Source organism: Chitinophaga sp. CCNWYY40 (genome assembly GCF_037483205.1).
GTDB classification, from domain to species: domain Bacteria; phylum Bacteroidota; class Bacteroidia; order Chitinophagales; family Chitinophagaceae; genus Chitinophaga; species Chitinophaga ginsengisegetis.
Map to the genome: position 1 here is coordinate 43,288 of NZ_JBBHLF010000012.1, position 24,322 is coordinate 67,609.

The window sequence follows — 24,322 nt, forward strand, 5'->3', positions numbered from 1 at the left end:
CGAATGGGTATCAATTGTTGCAGCGTATTGATAAGAAAGGATTCCATTGGCAGTAATATAACTTTTTGCGAAATTAGTTCAAATCAATCTTTTCCTATATTGCAGTATGAAAATATTGTTGATAGCCCTAACGTTAACCGGCTTCTGCAGCTGCTACAATAGTACGGAAAGCCATGATGAAAGCCGCGAACTGGTACCCAATCCTGAAGGATATCAGAAAGATACAGTTATTCAGTCACCAGTAGACTCCGTTCAGCTGATGGATACTGTTGGTACGAAGAAGCAGGCCGTCCAATAACTATCGGAGAAACGATTTTTTAAGTATTGAATCCATTAATATTTTAAATATGACCGAGAAAACTATTTTTTATTCCGAATCGGATAACCCGGAAATGATTAAAGCCTTTCATAAAGCCCAGGAAACATTCAGGTATTTCTGGAGAGAGCTTTCCTGGGAGTATCGCAGAATTGTTCCTGCATTGGATCTGGCTTGCGTAAAAATAGCCTTCATGCAAAATGTTGCACATCAAACAACTCCTGCGGTAGAGCATATGTGGATTAATGAAGTGGAATTTGATGGAGATATGATTAGCGGTGTGCTCATAAATGATCCAACAGAGCTGACAAATATTAAGAATGGCGACTTTGTTGAAGTACCACTAAGTCAGGTCAGTGACTGGTTATTTAGCAGCCAGGGAGACACCTATGGAGGATTTACCATACAGCAGTTGAGGTCCACTATGGGGGAGGCGGAACGTAAGGAACATGATGAGGCCTGGGGATTGAATTTTGGGGACTACCATAATATTCAGCTCGTTTATGGACAAAAGGAACACCCGGAGCATCTCATTGATCACCCTATGAGTATTAATATGAAGGATAGCCTGATAAAATTTCTACAAGAACATCCGGATGAAATAACTAATCAGAACGAAGCCGGGTATACGCTTTTACACAGGGAAACAATATCAGGTAACAGGAGTTCCGTTGAAATTTTGTTGCAGCTGGGTGCGGATAAAGCTATTAAAACCGGTAATGGAAAAACAGCATTGGATTTTGCAAAGCAGGTAGGTTGGGAACACCTGGTGCCATTGCTTCAGTAACTTTATTTTAAACTATCATGAAAGAACTGATCACCAACAAAGATTACGAGGGAATTAAAAGGGCGCTTACTGAAAATCCTTCACTGGCCAATGAAGGAATTCCTTTTGATGAAAAGAACATTACTAAGGCACATCCGCTGCACCGGATCTGTGATGGCGTATTTGCCCATACCTATACTGATAAAGAAGCGGTGGAAATGGCCCGGATATTTTTAGCGCATGGGGCAAACGTCAACGGCTATGAATTAACCGATGGACAGGATACGCCGCTGACTGCAGCTGCCAGTTTGCATGCGGAGGAGACAGGCATTTTGTATATAGAAAACGGCGCCGCTATTGATCATGCAGGCTGTCATGGCGGAACCGCTTTGCATTGGGCTGCCTGGGTGGGAAGTGACAAGCTGGTGGAAAGACTGATCCGGGAAAAAGCAGACATTCACAAACGATGTGTTGATTTTAAAGGCACCCCGCTCTTATGGGCCGTTCATGGGCTCAAACATGGAGGTGCGGAAAACAGGCGTCACCAGGTTGAATGCGTGCGGCTGCTGCTGGCCGCCGGCGCTGATAAAACGGTTCCTAATATAGAGGGCACCACTCCATTGGAGTTTCTTGATGAAACGGATACGGAGTTAATCGACCTGTTAAAATAGCGGGGGCTTATTTTTGCCCGATTCCTGCAAGCGCGCTTAATTCAAATTCAAAAGCGCCTGGTCCGAACCGTTGAATAAGTTGTTGCTCCAGTTCATTGGCCACGCGATCATAGTCCGCCGGGGCTTTTTCTTTTACCTGCCTGCCCAGGGGATGGTGATGAAAATAACTGGTTACAATATGTTTGGGTGAGTTGGCATGTCCTTTAAATTTCAGGTACACTGCTTTATGATGGGCAAATCCGGCCTGTTTAAGATAGGTGTTTAACAGGTTTGGATCATGTAATGCGAACGGCGTATGGAAGCGGCTTGTATCCTCTCCTTCAAACAGGGGGATTATTATTTCGTCGATCAGCAGTTTAAATAATCCCATGCTGGCCGTATGATCCCAGGTGGTGAACACAAAATGGCCACCGGGTTTCAGCACACGGTATGCTTCGTTTACACCGCCTTGCTTATCCGGCAGGAACATTAACCCGAACTGGTTCACTACGAGTTCAAAAGACTGATCCGCGAAGGGTAATGCCTGTGCATCGGCCAATTGAAACGTTATAGCAGAATGCCCCAATTGCTGTTGCGCCAGTTCCAGCATATCAGGGTTAATATCTGTAGCCGTAATACTGGTAGATGCAGGGAAGCTCTCCCGGAGATGTTTGGTGAGCCTGCCGGTGCCGGATGCTATTTCCAGGATAGATTGTGCCGGAAGCGTAACAATATGTGGCAGCAACGCTTTGGCCGATGGTTCAAAGATGAGGGGACCCAGGTGTTCCTCATAGTTGGAGGCGTCGTTGCCTGTAATTTTATATACTTCTTTACTCATGATTTTTATTTTAAACAGATGCAGGTTAAGATTTTAGATAGTAAAATAGCATTTTAATTTATCAGATCAACAGTTGATTGATCACAACCCGGACTACCCAGATTTAATAATTATATAAAATTGCAGTCTCCGCGGGTCATCACCGCCTTATTACCTTTGTGCGTCAAAACCCAAGCTTTTATGGATGCTGATCAGGAAATTGAATTGTTCCGTCGAATGAAGCAGGATGACGTACAAGCGTTCAACCTTTTGTTCAGAAAGTACTGGGAAAAGCTTTATTTGTTCGCTTACAGAAAGCTCAACGCCGAAGATGACGCCAAGGATATAATACAAAATATTTTCATCTCCTTCTGGCTCAAACGAAACCAGATTACTATACAATCCTCAGTAGAGGCTTATCTTTTCAGCATCGCCCGTTATGAATTACTCTCCTTCATTTCCAGGGCAATAAAGTCAAGGGAAAAGCAGGAAATACTTATCCATACCATTCTTCCGGCATTTGAAGAGCCGCTTACTCCTATGGAAACAAGGGAAATAGATCAGCTGGTAAAAAATGAAGAGGAAAAGCTGCCCAAAAGGATGAAAGAGATTTTTAAGATGGCCCGTGAGCAGAACCTCTCGATCAGGGAAATTTCGTTGCAACTGCAACTTTCAGAACAAAGTGTGCGTAACCAGCTGAATACCGCCATTAAAAAAGTAAAAATAGGACTGGGCGAGGCGGTACTGACCGCAATACTCCTTAGTCAGCTGTAGATAATTCCCTTCTTTTACCCTTGTTAACAATTTCGTAATACTTCCCGGATAGTTAAAATGTTGCGTTTTGTACGCTTATGTGTAAGCATAGCTATATGAAACTATCTGAACTGGAAATTTTGATCGATAAATACCTGGCAGGCAGGGCGTCGGATGAAGAAAAGAAACGGATTGAGGACTGGCTCGATCGCCCAACAGACGACACCACCGGGTTATCTCTTTTAAAACGGGAAGAATTGGCGCAATACTTCTGGGGTAACATCATGGCCGGCATCGATGTTCCGGAAGGAAATAACCCCCTTTCTCCGCCTCGCAGGGGTATTGTTGCGCTATTCAGTCACATAAAGAGAAAGTATCCCGTAAGGATAGCCGCCACCCTGTTGCTGTTGGTGATGGCTGCCGCTATCGTTAAGTATATCACAGCAAATCATCATACTGCATCTACCTATATCTCCATAGCAGCAAAAGAGGGCCGTGCATTCCAATACCAACTCCCGGACGGATCAAAAGTCTGTCTTTTCCCCGGCACTGTGATACAGATCCCCAACAATTACAATCAATCCGACCGGAAGGTAAAAGTGACCGGCCGTGCATTTTTTGACGTACAACAAAATGAAAGCGCGCCCTTTTATGTAGAAGCCGGAGAACTGCAAACCCGCGTATTGGGAACTTCTTTTGAAGTAAATACACTTTCCCCCAAACATCCCACTGTTGTGGTAAGCACTGGTAAGGTGGCGGTGTTGTATAAGGGCCGTCAACTTTCCGAGCTTACTGTAAATAAGCGGTTGAGTGTTGATGTATCGCGGGCAGGTCCTGTTAGTAAAGTGGACAGTGTTAATGCCGTCAGTATCTGCAGCTGGTGGAGCGGTGATTTTTATTTCGACCAAACACCTTTGCCGGAAATGTTGCAAACCATCAGCCAGTGGTATAAGATGCCTGTTACCATCGAAGGCGACAAATGGAAGGCTGAAAAAGTAACCATGCGTTTCGAAACCGGATTACCTATCCGGGAAGTGATGCATCTCCTTTCTGAAACTTTAGGAAGCAATTACAAAGTAACCGGACAGCATATTATCATCTATTAAAAGCTCCCGGTAAACAAAACCAACAATATAAACTGTAGAAACAATCATAATGCGGCACAGAAAATTTACCCGGCATTTTATTCTTATGCTCTTTTCAGTAATGTTCCTGTTACGGTTTCCTGCACAGGCGCAGCAACAAAAAGTCCGTCTGCAGAAAGCAGCACTGACAGTGGCTGAACTGACAAAAACTATCGAAGCACAAACGGATATACGCTTCTCTTATGGTAGTGAGGTCATAGAGAGATTACCTGCACCTGTAAAATTCAAAACACTCGCTATTTCCCTGCAAGACGCGCTGGACGCTATCCGGGATCAAACCGGTATTGAATACAGCGTCTTTTCGCCGGTTAAAATTATTTTAAAGATCGATAAGAAGAACGAGCTGAAGAAAAATGGTTTGGAAGATGGAAGCCTTACCATTCGCGGCCTTATTACCGATGCAGAAAATGGTTTTCCTTTGCCCGGTTCAACTATTACTATAGCAACTTCCAGGAAGGGAACGGCCTCCAATGAAAAAGGGATGTTCAGTCTTCAGACAGATGGTGGTAACACCGTGCTATTGATCAGTCACGTGGGGTACGACCGGCTGGAGGTGCCGGCTACCAATAATACATTTCTGAATATTAAGCTCGTATTATCGAAGAACCGGCTTAGTGAAGTAACGGTGTCCGCTATACGAAACCACAATACAGATGCCGCCCTGCTATCTGAGAGAAGAAAATCGGCTGTTATTTCAGATGGTATTTCTGCGCAGCAGATAGAAAGAACGGCGAGTATCACCACTACGCAGGCGCTGCAAAGGGTAACCGGTGTATCGATCACTGACGACAAGTATGTGGCTATCCGCGGCCTGGGTGACAGAAGCGTTATTGCTGAATTAAATGGCGCCCGGCTCTCCTCTGCAGACCCCGACCGCAGTACCGTTCCGCTCGATCTGATCCCGGCAGGTTTGCTGGACAATATCACCGTTTATAAAACATTGTCCCCCGACAGGGCAGCCGATGCGGCGGCGGGTATCGTAGAACTGAAAACGAAATCCGTTCCCACTAAACGGACATTGGAGGTAGCGGCCCAGATAGGGTTTAATACTAACATTGGTCTTAACGGGCAGTATAACGGGTTTTATAACGATAACGTCGGCTTCCTCGGACAGAAGGTGAAAACGCACTCGCTCTCCGGCGATTTCTTACAGCTGTCGAACCAATACCCCGGTGGTTTGATACAAATGCAGGAGCTGTTTATCCAAAGCCGCGGCAATCCTGCGCTGGCAAAGGAATCCATGCGTATCAACGGCATCATGCAAGGCATGGATCCGGTACTTACTACCAGCTATAAAAATGCTACACCCAATCAGCTGTACAGTATTTCATTTGGCGACTCTTACAAAGTTTTCAACGGGCATAAGTTAGGGCTTATTCTGAGTGCCAATTATTATCAGCGGTATGAGGGCATTTATAATGGAGAACGGAATCAGTACAGTTTGTACCAGGGCGTGGTTACCGGGTCCAGCAAGATCTTCAAACAACTGCATATTCCGGATTTCATTACACCTGCGTACCCGCGACTGGGCCATTATATTGGCTACAATGAGAACACGGGTAAGCGTACTATCAATTATGGCGGGCTGGTTGGCCTGGCTTACCAGTTTAATCCCCGGCATGTGGTACAATTCCAGTTTGTGGGCAGCCGCGGGGCGGAAGCAATTGCCAGTAACCTTACCGGTGAGTGGAAAAACACCGGGCTTAATTTCCCGGTATACAATATCATCAATCAGCTAAAATTATCTTATCGCACATTTGATACTTACAACGTACAGGGCGAGCATAAAATCCTGAACAGGGAATGGTCGCCCCGCATTACTTATAATCTCAGTACTTCCAAAACTGTACAGGACGAACCTGATTTCCGCTCCAGCAACTATGCGCAGTTAAGAACGGTGCAGCAAATGAATCCGAATGGAGCCGGCATTGGTTCAGACACGTATGCTTTTGTTACCGGGTTAACACATGGGCTGGGAGATAGCTATTCGAGCGCTATCGTTGCAGATCCCAATGGCCGGCAGTTCCGAACGCTGAATGAAGACAACTATAACGCGAAAGCAGATCTGACCCAACCGTTTCTTGTTCGCGGCCTGCAACAGGTAATCAAAATCGGAGGCGCCTTCCTGAGACGTGAACGCGATTACCGCGAGAATATACTAGGATTACCGGGTAGTAATCTGGGCGGTGGCGGTGATCTGTTGGGCGCCGTGAAAGGGGATATCAACCAGTTGGTGTCTACACGGTATATAGGCATGAAAGATCCTGGCGCCTACGATGAGGAAGGACAGCCACGGGTTGGAGGATTTTTGTATCAGATTAAAAAATCCCCCAACAATTACACCGGTTCATATGAAACAAGGGCATTTTATTTCCTGGTTGATTCACGTGTCACTTCCCGGTTACGTGTAGCCGGTGGCGTACGTTTCGAATCTACCGTGATCAAAGCCAGTGTAGATACCAGCCAGGTGTTTCTGCCACCGTTGCTGGACCTTGCTTCCAATTTGCCCGGCGAAAATATCAGGAATGTGACCGACAAACCTTTTTCAAGTTATTGGGTTGATTATAAACCTTATTATTCCGCCAACATCACCTATGGAGTAGGAGATAATATGAATGTAAGACTGGCTTACAGTACTTCACTGGCAAGACCTGAACTACGCGAGCTAACAAATATTTATTCCTTTGACCCGTTCCAGTTTGCAGTAGTAGGGGGTAACCCGGGTTTGCAAAACCAACTCACCAACAGTATGGACTTCCGTTGGGAATGGTTTACAGCGCCGAATGAAGTATTGGCTGTTTCTGCTTTTTCCAAATCGATCCGGCATCAGCTGCAGAAAGTTTTTAACTATAAATCCCAGGGTAATTTATCTACCTCACCGGAGTTTCCGCTGATTAATTTCCAGAATGACCCTAATGAAGGCCGGGTATATGGAGCCGAATTTGAATGGCGCCGTAACCTGGGTTTCGTCACGCCTTCTTTAAAAAACCTTTTCTTTAATGCCAACATCATGCTGGCAATGAGCAGGATTGATAAAAGCCCGCAGCGGCTGGAAGCCTCGCGCATCAACGATCGCCGGTCACCGGCCACCAGCCCGGTTTTTGAACAGGCGCCCTATTCCATCAATACTGCGCTGGATTACAATAATCCAAAAACACAAACCAATATATCCTGCAATTTCAATATAGTAGGGGCAAGACTTGTACAGGTACAATTGGATGGCACACCGGATATCTTTGACCGCCCGGTACCCATCCTGGATCTGGTGTTTTCACAACGGTTAGGAAAGTATTTCCAGGTGAAAGGTTTTGCTAAAAACATGCTTGACCCCTACTATAGGCAGGTATATACCAACGCAGGTAATAATGGTAAATATCATGGCAGTACATATGTATACCGGCAATACAAACGGGGTTCGGAATTTTCATTAGGTGTTGCGTATAAAATTTTATAAAACCAATTCTAAAATAAAAGTGTCATGTACTGTTATCAGCAACGTCGCTTCGTATACCTGTTGTTCCTGCTTTTTTTAAGTATAGGAACAGGCTGTACAAAAATAAAATCATCCCCGGCGATACCAAAGGATAATCTGCTTACCCTCACCAACTCCAACATCCGTTTATTCAATATCAGTCAGCGTGATCAGAGCGTGGTGGTCAATAATATTGTGCTGGCCATGCAACGTACAAATCCCACTGAAGAGCTGAATATTTCTGCCATCGGCAAACAGCTCTTTCCTGGTGGTATCTGGAAAAACAGCACCTCCTTTTCTATACCCACGGTATTACTCGATAAATCCGGTGGCGCCTATCTTTCCCTACCTACCACCGGTACTGAGATAACGTTTAAAGATACTTTGATAAAAAACGACCCGGTGAATCCAATGGATTTTTATCTGTTGCCTACAGGAAAAATAACCAGCTTTCCCCGCAACAATACGCCTCCGGTCAATCCACAAAATTTTAAGATCCGCATCGTGAACCTGGGCGACCCGAATTCTGAATTTAATGCAGGCGGTCCGGTATCGCTCACCTTTGCAGATGGTACCGCTGTTGATCCACAGTTAAATGGCATTGCAAACGGTGCGTCTTCCGGGTATGCTGAAGTGCCATACGGCGCTTACCAGTTTAAATTATTCGCAGGAGCAGGAGGGGCAGCAGATTTTAAAAGACAGCTGGTGACAGACAATATCCTCCCGGCATTCAACTATTGTATACCCGGTACCTTACCACAGGAAGGTTTTATGCCGCCAGTGGTCACCTTTAAGCCAGGCGGGGTGTATACCGTCATGGTAATAAACAGTGTTTTTACCTACGATTACATTTGCGGCGGAACGCCCAGCCGGGAGTCGAAGAAGGGGAATGCTTACCAGATCATTACCGATCTGGACCCCGGCGTTAATCTCACTTACGCCAGGATGAATGCCATTAATACGATCCCGGGGAAAAAGATTACGATAAAGGTAGATGGAGTACCATTAGGTGAAGGCCCGCTCGATTATATCGGCAACATCTTCCGGGATAAAGCCATTCCGGCTATCTATCATACCGTGATACAGGGAAGTCATACTATCCAGGCGGTGGATGAAGCGGGTAATACGCTGGCAGCAACAACGCTCCAGCTATATCCCTTCGACAACTATACCATATGGGCGCACGCCGGCAATGACGGAAAAGTGCAACTTGTTTTTACGGCCAATGATATGACCAATACCATTTACAAAACCGGTATTGAAGTAACAGGCGCCCTCGGACCTGATGACGGTACGGATGGTGACCGCCGGCGACGCAGGTTTACTTATGCCTGGCAAAGCAGGTTCATGAATTTCTGCAACGAACAACCTTCCATCACCTTCACTAATAACGGGCAGCTTTTCCTGCCCGAGTATATTTATCCCGATACCCTTCGTTTTCCGTCGGCTTACCGTAATCTGGCGCCAGGTGTTGTCCCTCCAAAAAACGGCAGCATTATCTACGATCTCCAGAATATCATGGCGTATAATGCGGATGGAACCCCCAATCATGATTTGAGCGTTGACTATCGCAACTTCCCCGCTAAGATCTGGGTGAATAATACGGCCGGCGGGCAATCACCGGGCGTTTTACTCACCGGCATTACACCAGTTACCTGTATCAACACATTTACGGCCAACGATAGGATGTACTCGGGACCCGACAGGAAACCAGCTGCAGAAAACGGGATCTATACGATGGCACTAGTGGGCGGGCAGGCCGGCGCTCCGGCCAGGATAATTGTTATAAAACACAATAAATAAATGCATTCATGAGAACCAAAATAGCATACCTGTTTTTTATAGTACCGCTGATATTACTCCTGACTGGTTGTTATAAATACAAAGAGCTGGACCTGGAAGAAAATCCTTCTTATATGAGGGTGTTCAACTCCGTATCTGTTACACCGGATGTTTTACAGGGAGGTGCTGTTTCTTCTTTTTTTACCTTCCTGATGGATCCCGAAACAGATGCAGATGGTATACCTGTTAACGCTGCTACTATGGGCGATTTTCTTACCACCAGGCAATTGTACAGCGCCTCGCGGCCTATCAATTCCGGTAATAGCTCTGAAGGGCAATATGTGATCGACAAGAATGGAAGAAAAATATACAGCACCACCCCGCTGAATTTTGAGTACCCGGGCAATGCGCATGTGCTGACGGCCACTTCCATGAATGGATTTGATCTTTCGGCATGGGCACAAATTCCTTCCGGAAAACACCGCATTGTGTTTGTGAACCGCCCCCGGAATAGTATTGCCTTTCCAAACCTGTCGAAGGAAATAAGAAGCCAGGTATTAGTAGATACGATAGTGGATTTCCAAAAGGATGAAGTATACACGTTACAGATCCTCAGCCGTGACCTGGATAAGAACCAGTTTGGATTGTATGTAAGAAAAGAACAGTTCATTCACCAGGCGTTTGAAGAAGACAAAATTTATATTGGATTTACCAACCTATCTGGTGTGATGCCTAAGTTGGCAGAGCTTTTCTTTACTTCCAGCTTTCCTGAAAAAGTGAGTATAAAGTACAGTTATAAGGTGCAGGAAAGACCGGGGAGCGTCAACTATGTAACGCTGCCGGGTTACAACGATAATTACTACGCCACGCTGACGAAGAAAATGGATACGGATATCAACTATATGATGCTGCCATTGCTGCCGAGGGAGTATTTTTTTGAGAAAGATACGTTGCGCAATTATTACAGGGTAGATCTTTTAGCTACAGATTTCAGGGCGCCTCATACATTGCCTTTTGCTGAATTTACTTTCGGAGATGGCGACAGGCCAGGAAAAATAACCACGGTGGTACAGTACACGGCGAATCCGGCTGTTTATAACACCTACCGGTATGAATCCTTTCTCTCCGGATTGTCGCAGCCGATCAATATAAACGTGGCGCCCAATCTCAACTTAATCACCAGTGCAGGGAATAAGTACCACATATCCGCCACCCTCAATATCATGGAAATAATATACGACAGGATTTACATGATGCAGGTGCAACGAGGATTTAACCAGATTCCCCAGTAAAAAATAATGAAGAAAACGATGCGAAATTATATCAGATACATTGTTTCCTTATGCTTGCTGTTAACAGCAGGGTGTATCAAAAAGGAACCAATAGCAACAACACCTCCCGATAGTACTGCAGCCAGTTTGAGAAGCCTGCTTACCAATAACTTTTCCTTCAGCCTGTTTTATGAAGCAATGAGAAGAGCAGGAGTAGATACGTTACTGGACAATGAAAGCGGTGGCTATACGATAATGGCTCCGGATAATGGCGCCTTTGGTCTGTCCGGTATTACACCCGACAGTTTGCAGCGGATGAATCCGGATGATTTACGGAAAATGGTCCTGTACCATGTAATACCAGGAAAGATAAGCAGCACGGGTATTCCACAGGCACTGAACTTTCCTTATGGCACTTTGGCCCATGATACGCTGTATACTTCCACCACAGCGCTGGACACAAATTTATACGTGAATGGCATTGCGGTAGTTAAAAAGAATATCTATGCACGGAATGGTGTCATTCATGCACTGCAGTATGCGTTGACCATTCCCGCCAGTTCTGTTCAGACTATCCTGGAGCATAATCCTGACTATAGTTGCCTGGTGGCCGGGTTGAAGAAATTCGGTTACTGGGAGGAGCTGAAAACGCGGAAGCCATGTGTAATACTGGCTCCTACCAACGAAGCCTTTGCCTTACATAACTGGGATGTAACTGCCATTGATGATATGCAGGTGGCCGATTATAAAAAGCTGGTATTCGGCAGTTATGTGCTTAGTCCTGCTTTCTTTTTTATCCGTGATGTGAGAATGGCGCCTCCGGCCGGACCTTTTCTAAAGGAAGATGTATTGCTTTCCTTCCAGACTGCATCTTCAGGGGAAGGTATCCGCATCAAAGTGCTGCCGCTTAATTACCGTGATCCTGAATTCAGTTTACGCAATATTTTTTATGGCGACTGGTTCGATCTTTCCTATAACAACCCCGGTCAGCTGGCAGTTAATGGCGTTGTTCACCGGGTGAACCAGCTGCCGGTAATACCCGACAGCGCCCGGATTCGATAATCTTAACCACACATGGTATGCACCTGAAAGATATAATAAACAAACGGGCCGCAATAATACTTTGCATGGGCCTCATAATAATGGCAGCCGGCTGTATCAAACCATCCGACTCTCTTATTCAGCCATCCACTTCGCTAAAGTTTGACAAGGGAAATTTAAAAAAAGCGCTCGAAGGAGTGGATTCACTGGGGCTTTTTTACCAGGCGCTGAGCAGGGCAGGATATGCCGGTATGCTGGATACCAATAACATGTACACCCTTTTTGCGCCGGGAAACAGGGCGATGGAGTCGGCAGGATTAACGGCAGATAAGATCCGGCAGCTTTCGCCGGATTCCCTGCGGAAAATTGTTGGCTATCATATTTTGCCAGGCACTTACGATAACGCCGCGTTTGAAGGTTTGCCGGTAGCAGCTTTCCTACCCACCCTGAAGATAGATACCATCCTTGTTCCGCAGCAGAAGTTTATTGTAAAGACGGCTTACTTATCCGTACAGAAAGGAGACGGGTTGTATCTCAATAGTTATGCAGTGGCCGACAATACACCGCCCGTTAGCTGCTCCAATGGTTTTATTTACCCGGTTGGTAAATTGATCAGCTCCGCACCGGTGGATGAAAGCAAAACAATCTGGGACGTTATTCAAACTGATCCTGAATTGAGCATGTACCGGGATGCCACTATTCTCCTGGACAGCATCAAGAAAAGCGAAGCTTATTTCGATGGGAATCTCTTTTTTGATATTCTTTCCCCTCCTGTTGACATACCCCTGTTTTCGGACCGGAAAACAAATTCCGTGGATGGATCTATCTATTCAAGAGCTACGCCGGCAGTACTGGCGCCTACCAATCAGGCATTCAACGATGCCGGGTTCCATTCCATTGATGATCTGAGAGCATTTGCATACAGGTATCCCTTTGGTGTGACCGCCTGGACAAGTGATGATTACAGTGAAGTGATGTTCACCTACCGGTTCTCTTCCTTAGATACATTGCTGGCACAAAACATATTGCCAAGCTCCGCTGGCGATCCAGCATCGAAGTATCCGGTCCGGATTTTATACAGTGATCTGCTAAAAGGAAAGATCAATAACGGCATCTTCAACAGGATGACCCGTGTTATTTATGGGGGGATTGCGTCTTATATAAAGTATCCGTACGATCTGCAGTTCTCTGCCAGTAATGGGATTGCCTATGTACAATGGCGCAGTAATTCCGAAAAAATAATGATACCACGGGATGCCGATCCATTGAAGCCGGTTAATAATTATAACCTCGACAATGGCGTGATTTATAAGGTTGGTAAACTCTTTTATCCTTTCAATTAAGAAATAAGTTTTTTATGATGCCTCGGAAATTACAATGGTTGGCGGCGCTGCTTTTTGTGCAGCTGTTGCCGGGATGCAGTAAAGATCCTGTTTCAACCGGTAGGGAAGAAGTAGACAGAAGCCGGATCGGTTATATACTGGAAGATAATTTCAATTTCACTGTTTGCAATAAACTGCTCGTTTACTCCGGGCAAACGATGGTGCTGAAAGAAAACACTGCATCTACTTTCCTGGCGCCGGACAACAATGCTTTCCTGACACTGGGACTGGTACTATCGAATTTTCCTTCTCCCCAATATGGCAAGGACTGGTGCACCGCGATGGCTATTTACGGAACGCTGCCTGGCCCCCATCCATTCCGGGTGATGCCGTTGGGGGATAATCAACCCATATTGTCGGGCAGCGGGCATAAGATATATGTAAGCCGCTATTTACAGGGAACGGATACCGTTACACGGGTAAACGGAGCTGAAGTATCGCAGGTTGATGTAAAGGCCGCCAATGGATATCTCCAGGTGCTTACCCAGGTAATGCAACCGGAGAGCGTGAGCAATATCCCGGACTTCCTGCTGGGAGATACCACACTTACCCTTTTTGCGCTGGCAATACAACGTAGTGGATTGATGCCTTTGCTGCAAACAGGTGAATATACCGTAATAGCCCCTGTGAACAAGGCAATGCGGCTGTATGGCGCCATTAAACCCGGACTTAATCTAACTACCCCCGACAGCATTATTGCCGCCAACCCGGCAGAACTGATGGCGTTGATCAGGTATCATTTGCTGCCAGGGAAAAGCTTTCTTGACAGGGTCCATCGCCAGGCGGATACTTCCGTCAATCGTTCGCTTACTACACTGAACGGGGAGAAAATAATGATAGGAGGAGATGTGCAAACGTATAATTCCACCACTTTCTCAGGTAATAATAATAGCACACCTGCGAGGATATACCGGTTGAACGGTGAATATTTTAATCACGCCAATTTTCCGGCGGGCAATGGTGTAGTACATCATATCGATAACATACTTCTTCCATAATCCGATCCGACAAAACAAAATAATATGTTTAAAAAGATACGCAACGCCGCTTTAGTGATCATTTCCCTGCAATGGTCCGGTTGTTCGAAAGAACCTGTGAATAAGGAGGTAAATACATCCAAACAGACCTGCGTTGAATATATTGCGGCCGACCCTGAACTTTCCTGTTTTAATGCTGCGTTGAACCGTATTGACCTCGGCGCAGATACTTCCTATCTGCAAAAAGGACCGTTTAGTTTTTTTGCGCCTACAGATGCTGCCTTTACCCGGGTAGGAATGACTGTAGAGGCCATCCGTCATTTTGATAAAGATGCTTTAAGGAAAATTATCTACGGCCAGATTTTAACCGGCAGACTGGGCAGCGCCACTGTAGCAGGATTTTATAAATTAAGCGCACGTTGCCTGGATAGCACGTTTAAGCCCATTCTTGCCCGTAATTATTACGGTCTTTTTCTGAATGGTACCGGCGCCATACAGAGCACTGACCTGGGCGACGGGGTAGTACATAAAATGGAAAACGTAGTATTTCCGGGAACAGCCACCTTATGGGAAACGATTAAAGGAAACAAAAACCTGACGATGCTGGCTGCTGCTATTGAACGCACGGCACCGCCACCGGGACAAACCTCACCCCAATTAAATTATAAACAACTGCTCGAATCAGGAATCCCCGAAGGAGCATGGATGACATCTACAGTACTATGTCCTACCGATGCTGCTTTTCATACGCTGGGATATAATGGTCTGGAAGATATACAACAGATGCGCATCGAGGATATCAGGAGCCTGATGAGAGCGCATATTTTCAGGGATTATCTTTTCACGCCCGATTATTTCATGAATGGTATGCTCCAACCCGGATCAGCTGTTCTGCAGGTAGGGCATAATGTTATTTATCCCAAAATTGTACAAGCCAATATCAAAGCATCCAATGGTGTTGCCCACCTGATCGATCAGGTTATTTTACCTTGATTTTATAATCCTCATTACATAATGAAAAAGATATTTTCTTCCAGGAATAAAGCATCAAAGCATCTTGCGCTCATTGTATGTATCCTGTCTTTATTTTATGCACCTGCTCTCCGGGCGCAGGAAACAGGCGGCGCATTGGAAGGTTGGGTTAACGGTCCCGGGAAAAAAGGATTGGAAGCAGCAGCGGTAATGCTTACGCACGTGCCATCGGCTACCCGTTATTATCTTTCTACGCTTAAAGACGGCCATTTCTATTTCAGCAATCTCAAACCAGGAGGTCCGTATCACCTGGAAGTAACCCATGTGGGTATGAAGAAAACAGATACTACGCTTCAGAAGATTTCATTGGGAGATGCACAGGTAGTATCCCTGCAATTACAGGAAGCTACCGTGTCGCTGACCGCAGTAACGGTTACCGCATCCGGTGGCACAAAGAAGCGGCAAATCGGTTCGGAAGAACAGATCAACCGCCAGATAGTGCAATCCATGCCAACCATTTCGCGTAGCATCACCGACATTACAAGGGTAGTGCCGCAGTCGACGAAAGACAACAGTTTTGCCGGTACCAATTTCCGCTACAATAATGTTACGCTCGACGGCGCCATTAACAACGACGCTATTGGATTCAGTCCATCGGCAGGTGGACAAACAGGTACTTCCAATATGCCCGGCAGCTCTACCAGGACCAATCCCATTTCCCTCGATGCCATCGAGGAAATGCAGGTATACCTTTCTCCCTTCGATATCAAAATTGGTAATTTTACCGGCGGCAGCATCAATGCAGTTACAAGATCGGGTACCAATGAAGTACATGGCTCCGTTTATATTTATGGCCGGAATGCCTCACTGGTGGGGCCCGACAGAACCAAAACGGAACTCAGCAAAGAACTGCCCTCTTCTTTCTATGATCTGCAAACAGGCGCCCGGGTAGGATTTCCTGTTGTGAAGGATAAACTGTTCTTTTTTACCAATGTGGAAATGACAGACAGAAAAGAACCCGTTCAGCAGGTAGCGGGCAGTAAAGGATCGGATAATATTTTAAGTCTGGAAGATGCTACGCAAATTGTGCAACATTCCAAAAGTACCTACGATTTTGATCCCGGCGAGCATCAGTTGTACAATACTTTTGCACGTTCAAAAAAACTCTTCAACCGGTTGGACTGGAACATCAACAGCCGCCATCAATTGGTGATCCGCAACAACACCGTGCTGTCGGAGGCCATGAATATGGAAAGGGATCAGTTCAATTTCCGCTTTTCCAGCATTGGATTCCGGCAGATTAATAACCAGTCTTCCACGGTGCTCGATCTGAAATCCCGCATCGATAACCGGATCTCCAATAACCTGATTGTGGGATATACCAATATTCACGATTACCGTGAACCTGGTAGCAGGGCCGATTTTCCGCAGGTGCAAATTGTCGGGCGTACACCGGGAACCACTATTTTCTTTGGCACCGACAGGGAAGCATCTATCTTTAACCTGAAGCAAAAAACTTTTGAGTTTACAGATAATGTAACGGTTAGAATGGGGAAACATACACTCACCGTTGGTACGCATAATGAGTTCTATAATATCAGTTATGGATTTGTGAACAGCTGGAATGGCAGGGTAACCTATCAAAGTATTGAAGACTTCCTGTCCAACAATCCGCAAAGAGTGCAGGGGAATTTTAATTATTTTAATAACAGCAGGGAATACCTGTATAACCACCCACCAGCCAGTTTCCGTGTTAATTTCCTCAGTGCATATGTACAGGATGAGATCAGGATCTCTCCCAGGTTTAAAGTAATGCCGGGTGTCCGGATCGATTGGGCTAATATTCCCGATAAAGCGCCCCTGAGTAACCGGACCCGGGAGGCTTTTCATGATCCCTATTTTGGAACCACCTATACGTATACGCCGATGAGTAACATCAATCAAAAATATTTATCCCGGCCGCAGGTTTCGCCACGCATTGGTTTCAGGGCTGATCTGAATGAAAGCCGCACACTTGTGCTGCGGGGTGGCGTAGGTGTTTTTACAGGTCGTATTCCTTTGGCGTGGCTGGGGTATGCCTATTACAATACCGGTAATTCTTTTGGTTCCATCGATCTGCGTACCAACGGTGTTCCGCCTAATCCTTTCCAACCAGGTACCGATCCTTTACTACGGCCGGCGAATAGTCCGTACGATGGTATAGCCGCCTTTGCCCACCAACAGGGCAGGGTGGTAAATGATCCCAATGCCGGTCAAACACAGATCGATGTGATCGACAATAATTTCGTGATGCCGTCTGTGGCGAGGAGTAGTCTTGCAATAGATTATACCGACCAGCATGGGTTCAACTATTCATTTGAGGGTATCTATACCAAAACGATCCGGGATGTGAAATTTATACAGATTAACCTGCGGGATAATCCTACGTATTATGCGTATGATACTGCGCTGCATCTCAGAAAGCAACCTGTTTATGCAGGAAGTGTTGATCCGCGTTTGGCTAACGGATATCTGCTTACCAATACTACAAAAGGTTTCAGGTATAGTCTCACCGGTAAAATCAGCAGGCGGTTCAGCAATGGTTTTCATTTCTCCGCAGCCTATACCTACGGAAAATCGAAAGACATTTCCAATGGTATCCGTAACTCTATGGAATCGAACTGGCAGCTGAACCAGGCGCTGAATCCCAATGATCCCGCCCTTGCCTTATCCAATTTCGACATCAGGCACAGGATCATTGCCATGACAGGGTATGAGCGGAGCTGGTCCGACAGATGGCGTAGTGTGATCTCCATATTCTTTTCTGCACAATCGGGGAGCCCGTTTACCTATGGCTTTGTCAATTATACCCCGCAGAATACGCCGCAGCAGATTGCCCTGGCTTATATACCCGCAAAGGGAGAAACGGTCAACTTCTTTGCCACCCGGTATGCCGCCGATGGGAATACTGTCATCAGCACCGCGCAGGAGCAGGCCGCGGCCTTTGATCATTTCATCGATAACAACAAATATTTAAGTTCGCGCAGAGGTGATTTTACAGAACGCAATACAGGCAGAACACCCTGGAATGTAAATGCCGACCTGCACATCGCCCAGGAACTCCACCTGTTTAAAGAGCGGCCATTAAAAGACCGTCATACTATTACACTTTCCGCAGACATCATGAACTTCACCAATCTAATCAACAGCGAATGGGGGTGGTCTTACTTCTCACCCAATACCTACAATTCCACCGCCAGTATAGGTTTGCAGCCTTATATTCCGGCGCGTAGCTCACAGGGGTATCCGCTTTACCAGTTTAAAGATCCGGGTAAACCGTATTCAATTGACCCTTTGGCATCGCGTTGGCAGATGCAACTGGGATTGCGATATAGTTTATAGTATTGTAAACACCGGCGCGACACAATTCAGGATTGTGTCGCGCTTTTTTTTGGAGCCGAAAATAGATACACCCGGTAACTTTTCTTACTTTTACCTCCTTACCTAGCTACAGAAGGAGATCGCAGCCAACATTTACATAGAGCACGAAGCCGTATATCTTCGGCGTATCGCCAATGGTGACCACCTGGCGTTTGAAGTGGTGTTCCGTTATTACCGCGACAAAGTATTCAACATTGCTTATAAGCTCACCGGCTCCCGTGAAATGGCGGACGATATTGTGCAGGACATCTTTTTACAAGTTTGGCTGAAACGAAGCATCATGGCCGATGTACAGCATTTCAAGGCTTACCTGTTCACGCTCTCCCGGAATTATATTGCCCGCTATATAAAGCGCAATGCCCGTCTTATTTTTACCCAGGCATCCGAAAACGATGGCGTACCTGAGGAGGCCGCCGACCGGCTGCTTCAGGAAAAAGAGTACGCGGGCATCCTGCAACAGGCCATTGCCAGGCTCCCGGCCCAACAGGCCGAAGTATACCGCCTCAGTAAACAGGAAGGACTGAAAAGGGAAGAAGTAGCCGGCATCATGGGCATTTCCCCTGAAACGGTTAAAGCCCACCTGGCGCTGGCTATGCGCAGCATCAGGGCTTATTGCATGGTGCGTCTTGGCATTCCCGTATTGGTATACCTGCTTATTTCATAAATTTTTTTCCGGGGCTATACCCCCATCTTTCTTTTTCCGGCCTCTCATATAACAGAGGCACTAACGCTGCTCCTTTTTATATGAATGAAACCAGGTTATCATATCTGTTTAAAAAATTATTAGATCAGTCTTTATCCCCGGCGGAAAAGGAGGAATTGGGCATGCTGATAGAGCAGCAGCAGGACGATGCGCCGCTTGAAGAGCTGATCCAGCAGGCATTGGAAGACGCCCCGGTGGAACACCGGATGGATGACCAGGCTACCCGGCAGGTGCTGGATGCTATCCGGTTTGCCGACAGTGAACCGGCGTTACACGTTAGCCACAGGCGTAGCTGGCTGCGTACAGCCGCAGCAGCCGCAGTGTTCATAGCAGTAGCAGCAACCGCTTATTATTACTGGCCGGTGCGTTCCGGCAGAACACCGGTGGTGAAAGTGGAAGATGTACAACCCGGCGGCAATAAAGCACTGCTCACACTGGCCGATGGCCGCGTGGTAACGCTGGACAGCAGCAGCACACAAACCATGCAGCAAGGCGCCGCCTCTATACAGAAACAGGGCGGGCAGCTGGTATATACTGCTGCTAAGCATGGCAGTCAGCCGGAATTTAATACACTCCGCACTCCCCGCGGCGGCCAGTTCAAAGTACAGTTGCCCGATGGCACCAATGTATGGCTCAATGCAGCCAGTTCACTCAGGTATCCTACGGATTTCAACGGAACGGAACGGCTGGTACAGGTATCCGGCGAGGCTTTTTTTGAAGTGGCAAAAGATGCGGCCCGGCCATTCAGGGTTGCAGTAAGTAAGCATCATTCCATTATAGTGCTGGGCACACGCTTCAACGTAAAAGCGTACGATGACGACGCGATCGCAAAAACTACTTTGCTCGATGGAGCGGTGAAGGTAACCTTCAGCATCGGGAAGGTACAGGAAGTACAGCTGCAGCCCGGTCAGCAGGCGCAGGTGAGCGCCGCGGACGAAACCATGCAGCTGGTTAAACAGGTAAACCTGGACCAGGAAATGGCGTGGCGTTCAGGCGCTTTTAGTTTTGAAGGACAAACGCTGGAAGAGATCATGAAACAGATTTCCCGGTGGTACGATATCGATGTGGTTTTCCCTGGCAAAGTACCAGATATATCGTTTGGGGGAGGTATGAGCAGGGACGTAAATCTGAAAGAGGTACTCGATTTTCTCCGGGATTCGCGGGTACATTATAAGCTGGAAAGCAATGGCAAAAAACTGATCATCACACAATAGCCTATACTATTATCAATCAAAAACCAACCAGATACCAACCATTATTTTTAAAAACACTATCAACCAGATCTATGTATGATGAATGCAACGTAGTTAAAAGAATGCTACCGGGGTTCCAATAAAAAACGGCGGCGATTGGACCCGCCACCGTAAAAGAGATTGGGATGCTGTGTCACAACAATTGGCTTAATCATTATTTACATCAACCCAAACATTGCAAATCTATGCAAATTAAACCACATTGCTACCAATGTGAGAAGGGGACTGCTCATGCCCACAGCGAGGCAATTCCACCCCTTTTGTACAGGTGCTCAACCAAAATCGGATGCTCTGCTGCAAGGCTTTTCCAAACAGTTTCGGGCCCGGCGAACAAAACAATTGTGAATGCAATGAAGTTAACTTTTGTACTCATGACCGTTGTCATCCTGAATGTTGCGGCAAAAGGTTACGGTCAGCTGGTTACATTGTCCGGTAAAAACATCCCGGTGGAAAAGGCGTTGAATGCGGTGAGAAAACAAACCAACTTTATAGCGGCCTACTCCAGGGAAGTGCTGGCAGCCGCAAAGCCGGTTACCATTGATGTGCGCAATATGCCACTGGAAGAATTTATGCGTTTGCTGGTAAAGGACCAGCCGCTGAAATTTAAAATTCAGAACAACACGATCTTCATTACAGAAAACCCGCTTCCTGCTCCCGTGAGCGTAACAACAGCCCCGTACCTGGCAACGGAAATATCCGGCACGCTGGTACATGCGCAAACCAACCAGCCGCTGGAAGGTGCAACGGTGCATATTGTAGGGCAAAAGATCATCGCAGCCGCAGATGCCAACGGAAGGTTTTCTATTAAAGCGGAAATAGGGGATGTACTGATGATCACCTTCGTAGGATTTACTACGAAAGAAGTAAAGATCACCAGCACCAACGTGGGTATCATTACGCTGGAACCATTTACCAGCAGGCTTTCAGAAGTAGTCATCAATAAAGGTTATTACACCGAGTCACAGCGTTTATCTACCGGCAGTGTAACAAGGGTAACGTCTAAAATAATTGAGCAGCAACCAGTCACTAATGTATTGCAGGCTTTACAGGGCCGTATGCCCGGCGTATCTGTTGTACAGAACAATGGTTATCCCGGCGCATCAATCGATGTACAGGTAAGGGGCGTAAACTCCCTGCTGCGCACTTCGCAGCCATTGTATATTGTAGACGGCGTACCGTTTTTGTCTGATGCCATCAATGCGCAAACAGGGAATGTGCTCAATGGCGCCAACGGGCCTACCAGTCCGTTAAACAGTATCAACCCCGCAGATATCGAAAGCGTGGAAGTATTGAAGGATGGCGATGCCACCGCTATTTACGGCTCCCGTGGCGCTAACGGTGTAATACTGATCACCACCAAAAAAGGACGCGCCGGTAAAACCCGGATCGATATGAACCTGAATACAGGCATGTCGCAGGTGGCGCATTTTGCACCCACCTTGAATACAGAAGAGTTCCTGGCTATCCGCAAACAGGGTTTTAAAAACTCAAATATTACGCCCACCACTGCGAATGCGCAGGATCTGCTGGTATGGGACCAGCACGCATATACCAATTTCCAGAAGCTGCTGATCGGTAACACCGCGAATTTTACAGATGCCAGTGTGAGTGTATCCGGTGGAGACGACAGAACGAACTTCCTGCTGGGTGGCACTTTCCACAAGGAAACCACCGTGTACTACCTGGATAAATCTTATAAACGTGGCGCGGCCAACCTGAGCATTAATCACAGCAGTTTCGACAGAAAATTCAAACTCGCTTTTTCTGCGATGTACCTGGCAGATAATAATACGCTGGCGATAGAGGACCTTACAAGCCGTGCGTACCAGTTAGCGCCAAACTTTCCTTTATACAACCCGGATGGCAGCCTGTATTGGTCCACCGACTTCTTTTCGCAGAATCCCCTCGGCGTGATGATGCGTACCAATCGTAATAAGTCGTCCAACCTGAACAGCAGCCTTAATCTTAGCTATACGCCTGTGAAAGGGCTGGAGTTTAAAACCCTGCTTGGTTTTGGCCGTTCCGATATGGACCAGGTGCAGCTTACGCCGCAGTCGTCGCAGGACCAGGTGAATAGCACCAACGCTGCGCGCGCTGCTTTTGTGTATAGTTATACCAATAACTACATTATTGAGCCGCAGGTAAGTTATACCAGAACAATCGGCGCCCACCATTTTTCCGGCCTGGCGGGCGGCTCCTGGCAATACCGGATGTCGCGGCAGCCATACTATACCATTGCATCGGATTTTACTTCGGATGATTTTATAGAGAATCTTGCATCTGCCGCGAGTATCTTTACCCGCTCCAGCTCTACGGATTATAAGTTTGCATCGGTTTTTGCACGTTTGAATTACGTGTACAACGACCGTTACGTGGTCAACGGGATCTTCCGGAGAGATGGCTCCTCCCGCTTTGGCCCCAGCAGCCGTTTTGGTAACTTTGGCTCCGTAGGCGCTGCCTGGCTGTTTACAGAAGAGTCGTTTTTCAAAAATCGACTGAAATGGTTAAGCAGTGGTAAACTGCGCGGCAGCTATGGTATAACCGGTAGCGATAATATTGGCAACTATGCTTATCTCGATTCCTACAGCACCACTAGCTACGTATTTAACGGCGTTACGGGCCTGGTGCCTTCACGGATTGCGAACAGCGACTACCGCTGGGAGCAAACGGATAAGCTGGAAGGGGCGCTGGAACTGGGATTCCTGGACGATAAGCTGCAGTTAACCGCCGCTTATTATAGTAACATCACCAGTAACCAGCTTATTAGCTACACCGTCAGTACACAGGCCGGCTTCAGCAACTACCAGGCAAACCTGCCGGCAGATGTGCAGAACAAAGGATGGGAAATCTCGTTGAATACGGTGAACCTCCGGAATAAATACTTCAGCTGGACATCTAACTTTAATTTCTCTGCCAACAAAAACAAACTGAAAGCATTCCCGAATCTTCAGAAAACTTCCTATTACACCAGTTATGTAGTAGGTAATCCTGTAAGCAGCGTGTACCTGTATAAATACGCAGGATATGACCCTGCTACTGATCTTCCCATTGTAGCAGATTTAAATAATGATAAAGCCATCACCTTTGGTCTGCAGGCAATTGGCAGGGGCGACAGGTATTATGCAGGTACTACTTATCCCGACTTCTTTGGAGGCTTAACCAATACACTCAGTTATAAAAACTTTACGCTGGACTTTACCTTCCAGTTTGTAAAACAGAAAGGCCGCAGTCTTGGATCTGCTATGACTTACCCGCCGGGATTCAGTTATAATTTTTCGAGAGATGTACTGGAGGATTACCTGGCGGATGGAGGCCCCGGTCAACGGCACATACTGGCTGCCTATAGTGCTGCCGCCAATAATTATTTTGGCTCCGATGCTACCTGGGTAGACGCCTCTTTTGTAAGGTTGAAGAACCTTTCGTTTTCCTACGATTTTTCACCGTCACTGCTGAAACGTGCGCGGATTAATCAGGCCAGGCTGTTTATGCAGGCGCAAAACCTCTTTACGCTTACATCCTACAAAGGCTTTGATCCGGAATCAAGAGGTACCTCGCTGCCTCCTTTGCGCACGCTGTCTGCTGGTTTTAAACTTTCGCTTTAA

At 46.6% G+C, this 24,322-nt stretch carries 17 protein-coding genes; 16 read left to right on the forward strand and 1 reads right to left on the reverse strand.

Going from position 1 to position 24,322, the window contains the following annotated elements; translation table 11 throughout:
* Nucleotides 1–106: 106 nt before the first annotated feature.
* Genes V7S65_RS31900 through V7S65_RS31910 form a run of 3 tightly spaced genes read left to right on the forward strand, consistent with a single transcriptional unit; the run spans nt 107 to nt 1,753 of the window.
* Nucleotides 107–298 (forward strand): hypothetical protein, encoded by a 192-nt coding sequence (locus V7S65_RS31900; RefSeq protein WP_336389579.1) that lies wholly within the window; start codon nt 107–109, stop codon nt 296–298.
* A 49-nt stretch (nt 299–347) separates the two neighbouring features.
* Entirely contained in the window at nt 348–1,103 is a 756-nt protein-coding gene (locus V7S65_RS31905) for a DUF2314 domain-containing protein (protein WP_336389578.1), read from the forward strand.
* Nucleotides 1,104–1,120: 17 nt separating this feature from the next.
* Complete coding sequence (locus tag V7S65_RS31910; RefSeq protein ID WP_336389577.1) at nt 1,121–1,753, forward strand: ankyrin repeat domain-containing protein; 633 nt, start codon at nt 1,121–1,123, stop codon at nt 1,751–1,753.
* Between the two features lie 7 nt (nt 1,754–1,760).
* Here V7S65_RS31910 and V7S65_RS31915 read toward each other — a convergent pair whose 3' ends face one another.
* Complete coding sequence (locus tag V7S65_RS31915; protein ID WP_336389576.1) at nt 1,761–2,570, reverse strand: class I SAM-dependent methyltransferase; 810 nt, start codon at nt 2,568–2,570, stop codon at nt 1,761–1,763.
* Between the two features lie 180 nt (nt 2,571–2,750).
* On the opposite strand from V7S65_RS31915, the gene V7S65_RS31920 reads away from it, so the two are divergent.
* The 13 genes from V7S65_RS31920 (at nt 2,751) to V7S65_RS31980 (ending at nt 24,322) form a co-directional block, all read left to right on the forward strand.
* Nucleotides 2,751–3,323 carry an RNA polymerase sigma factor gene (locus V7S65_RS31920; RefSeq protein WP_336389575.1) on the forward strand — a complete coding sequence of 191 codons (573 nt, stop codon included), beginning with the start codon at nt 2,751–2,753 and terminating at the stop codon, nt 3,321–3,323.
* Nucleotides 3,324–3,418: 95 nt separating this feature from the next.
* The gene (locus V7S65_RS31925) at nt 3,419–4,408 is read left to right on the forward strand and encodes a FecR family protein (protein WP_336389574.1); all 990 of its coding nucleotides are present in this window, start codon (nt 3,419–3,421) and stop codon (nt 4,406–4,408) included.
* 85 nt (nt 4,409–4,493) lie between these two features.
* Nucleotides 4,494–7,901, forward strand: a complete 3,408-nt coding sequence (locus V7S65_RS31930) for a TonB-dependent receptor (protein WP_336389573.1) — start codon at nt 4,494–4,496, stop codon at nt 7,899–7,901.
* 24 nt (nt 7,902–7,925) lie between these two features.
* Nucleotides 7,926–9,722 carry a hypothetical protein gene (locus V7S65_RS31935; protein ID WP_336389572.1) on the forward strand — a complete coding sequence of 599 codons (1,797 nt, stop codon included), beginning with the start codon at nt 7,926–7,928 and terminating at the stop codon, nt 9,720–9,722.
* Nucleotides 9,723–9,730: 8 nt separating this feature from the next.
* Entirely contained in the window at nt 9,731–10,993 is a 1,263-nt protein-coding gene (locus V7S65_RS31940; protein WP_336389571.1) for a hypothetical protein, read from the forward strand.
* A gap of 18 nt (nt 10,994–11,011) precedes the next feature.
* Nucleotides 11,012–12,034 (forward strand): fasciclin domain-containing protein, encoded by a 1,023-nt coding sequence (locus tag V7S65_RS31945; RefSeq protein ID WP_336389570.1) that lies wholly within the window; start codon nt 11,012–11,014, stop codon nt 12,032–12,034.
* A gap of 65 nt (nt 12,035–12,099) precedes the next feature.
* Nucleotides 12,100–13,356 (forward strand): fasciclin domain-containing protein, encoded by a 1,257-nt coding sequence (locus V7S65_RS31950; protein ID WP_336389569.1) that lies wholly within the window; start codon nt 12,100–12,102, stop codon nt 13,354–13,356.
* A gap of 14 nt (nt 13,357–13,370) precedes the next feature.
* The gene (locus V7S65_RS31955; protein ID WP_336389568.1) at nt 13,371–14,393 is read left to right on the forward strand and encodes a fasciclin domain-containing protein; all 1,023 of its coding nucleotides are present in this window, start codon (nt 13,371–13,373) and stop codon (nt 14,391–14,393) included.
* Between the two features lie 24 nt (nt 14,394–14,417).
* Nucleotides 14,418–15,365, forward strand: a complete 948-nt coding sequence (locus tag V7S65_RS31960) for a fasciclin domain-containing protein (RefSeq protein WP_336389567.1) — start codon at nt 14,418–14,420, stop codon at nt 15,363–15,365.
* 21 nt (nt 15,366–15,386) lie between these two features.
* Nucleotides 15,387–18,725, forward strand: coding sequence for a TonB-dependent receptor (locus V7S65_RS31965; protein ID WP_336389566.1), 3,339 nt, complete (start codon nt 15,387–15,389; stop codon nt 18,723–18,725).
* 166 nt (nt 18,726–18,891) lie between these two features.
* The gene (locus V7S65_RS31970) at nt 18,892–19,428 is read left to right on the forward strand and encodes an RNA polymerase sigma factor (RefSeq protein WP_339547026.1); all 537 of its coding nucleotides are present in this window, start codon (nt 18,892–18,894) and stop codon (nt 19,426–19,428) included.
* Nucleotides 19,429–19,508: 80 nt separating this feature from the next.
* Complete coding sequence (locus tag V7S65_RS31975) at nt 19,509–20,681, forward strand: FecR family protein (RefSeq protein ID WP_336389565.1); 1,173 nt, start codon at nt 19,509–19,511, stop codon at nt 20,679–20,681.
* Between the two features lie 389 nt (nt 20,682–21,070).
* Nucleotides 21,071–24,322 (forward strand): SusC/RagA family TonB-linked outer membrane protein, encoded by a 3,252-nt coding sequence (locus V7S65_RS31980; protein WP_336389564.1) that lies wholly within the window; start codon nt 21,071–21,073, stop codon nt 24,320–24,322.

Excerpts from the sequence above, each read along its gene's own strand:
- V7S65_RS31900 (WP_336389579.1), top strand. The coding sequence starts at position 107 with ATGAAAATATTGTTGATAGCCCTAACGTTAACCGGCTTCTGCAGCTGC.
- V7S65_RS31905 (WP_336389578.1), top strand. The coding sequence starts at position 348 with ATGACCGAGAAAACTATTTTTTATTCCGAATCGGATAACCCGGAAATG.
- V7S65_RS31910 (WP_336389577.1), top strand. The coding sequence starts at position 1,121 with ATGAAAGAACTGATCACCAACAAAGATTACGAGGGAATTAAAAGGGCG.
- V7S65_RS31915 (WP_336389576.1), bottom strand. The coding sequence starts at position 2,570 with ATGAGTAAAGAAGTATATAAAATTACAGGCAACGACGCCTCCAACTAT.
- V7S65_RS31920 (WP_336389575.1), top strand. The coding sequence starts at position 2,751 with ATGGATGCTGATCAGGAAATTGAATTGTTCCGTCGAATGAAGCAGGAT.
- V7S65_RS31925 (WP_336389574.1), top strand. The coding sequence starts at position 3,419 with ATGAAACTATCTGAACTGGAAATTTTGATCGATAAATACCTGGCAGGC.
- V7S65_RS31930 (WP_336389573.1), top strand. The coding sequence starts at position 4,494 with ATGCTCTTTTCAGTAATGTTCCTGTTACGGTTTCCTGCACAGGCGCAG.
- V7S65_RS31935 (WP_336389572.1), top strand. The coding sequence starts at position 7,926 with ATGTACTGTTATCAGCAACGTCGCTTCGTATACCTGTTGTTCCTGCTT.
- V7S65_RS31940 (WP_336389571.1), top strand. The coding sequence starts at position 9,731 with ATGAGAACCAAAATAGCATACCTGTTTTTTATAGTACCGCTGATATTA.
- V7S65_RS31945 (WP_336389570.1), top strand. The coding sequence starts at position 11,012 with ATGCGAAATTATATCAGATACATTGTTTCCTTATGCTTGCTGTTAACA.
- V7S65_RS31950 (WP_336389569.1), top strand. The coding sequence starts at position 12,100 with ATGGGCCTCATAATAATGGCAGCCGGCTGTATCAAACCATCCGACTCT.
- V7S65_RS31955 (WP_336389568.1), top strand. The coding sequence starts at position 13,371 with ATGATGCCTCGGAAATTACAATGGTTGGCGGCGCTGCTTTTTGTGCAG.
- V7S65_RS31960 (WP_336389567.1), top strand. The coding sequence starts at position 14,418 with ATGTTTAAAAAGATACGCAACGCCGCTTTAGTGATCATTTCCCTGCAA.
- V7S65_RS31965 (WP_336389566.1), top strand. The coding sequence starts at position 15,387 with ATGAAAAAGATATTTTCTTCCAGGAATAAAGCATCAAAGCATCTTGCG.
- V7S65_RS31975 (WP_336389565.1), top strand. The coding sequence starts at position 19,509 with ATGAATGAAACCAGGTTATCATATCTGTTTAAAAAATTATTAGATCAG.
- V7S65_RS31980 (WP_336389564.1), top strand. The coding sequence starts at position 21,071 with ATGAAGTTAACTTTTGTACTCATGACCGTTGTCATCCTGAATGTTGCG.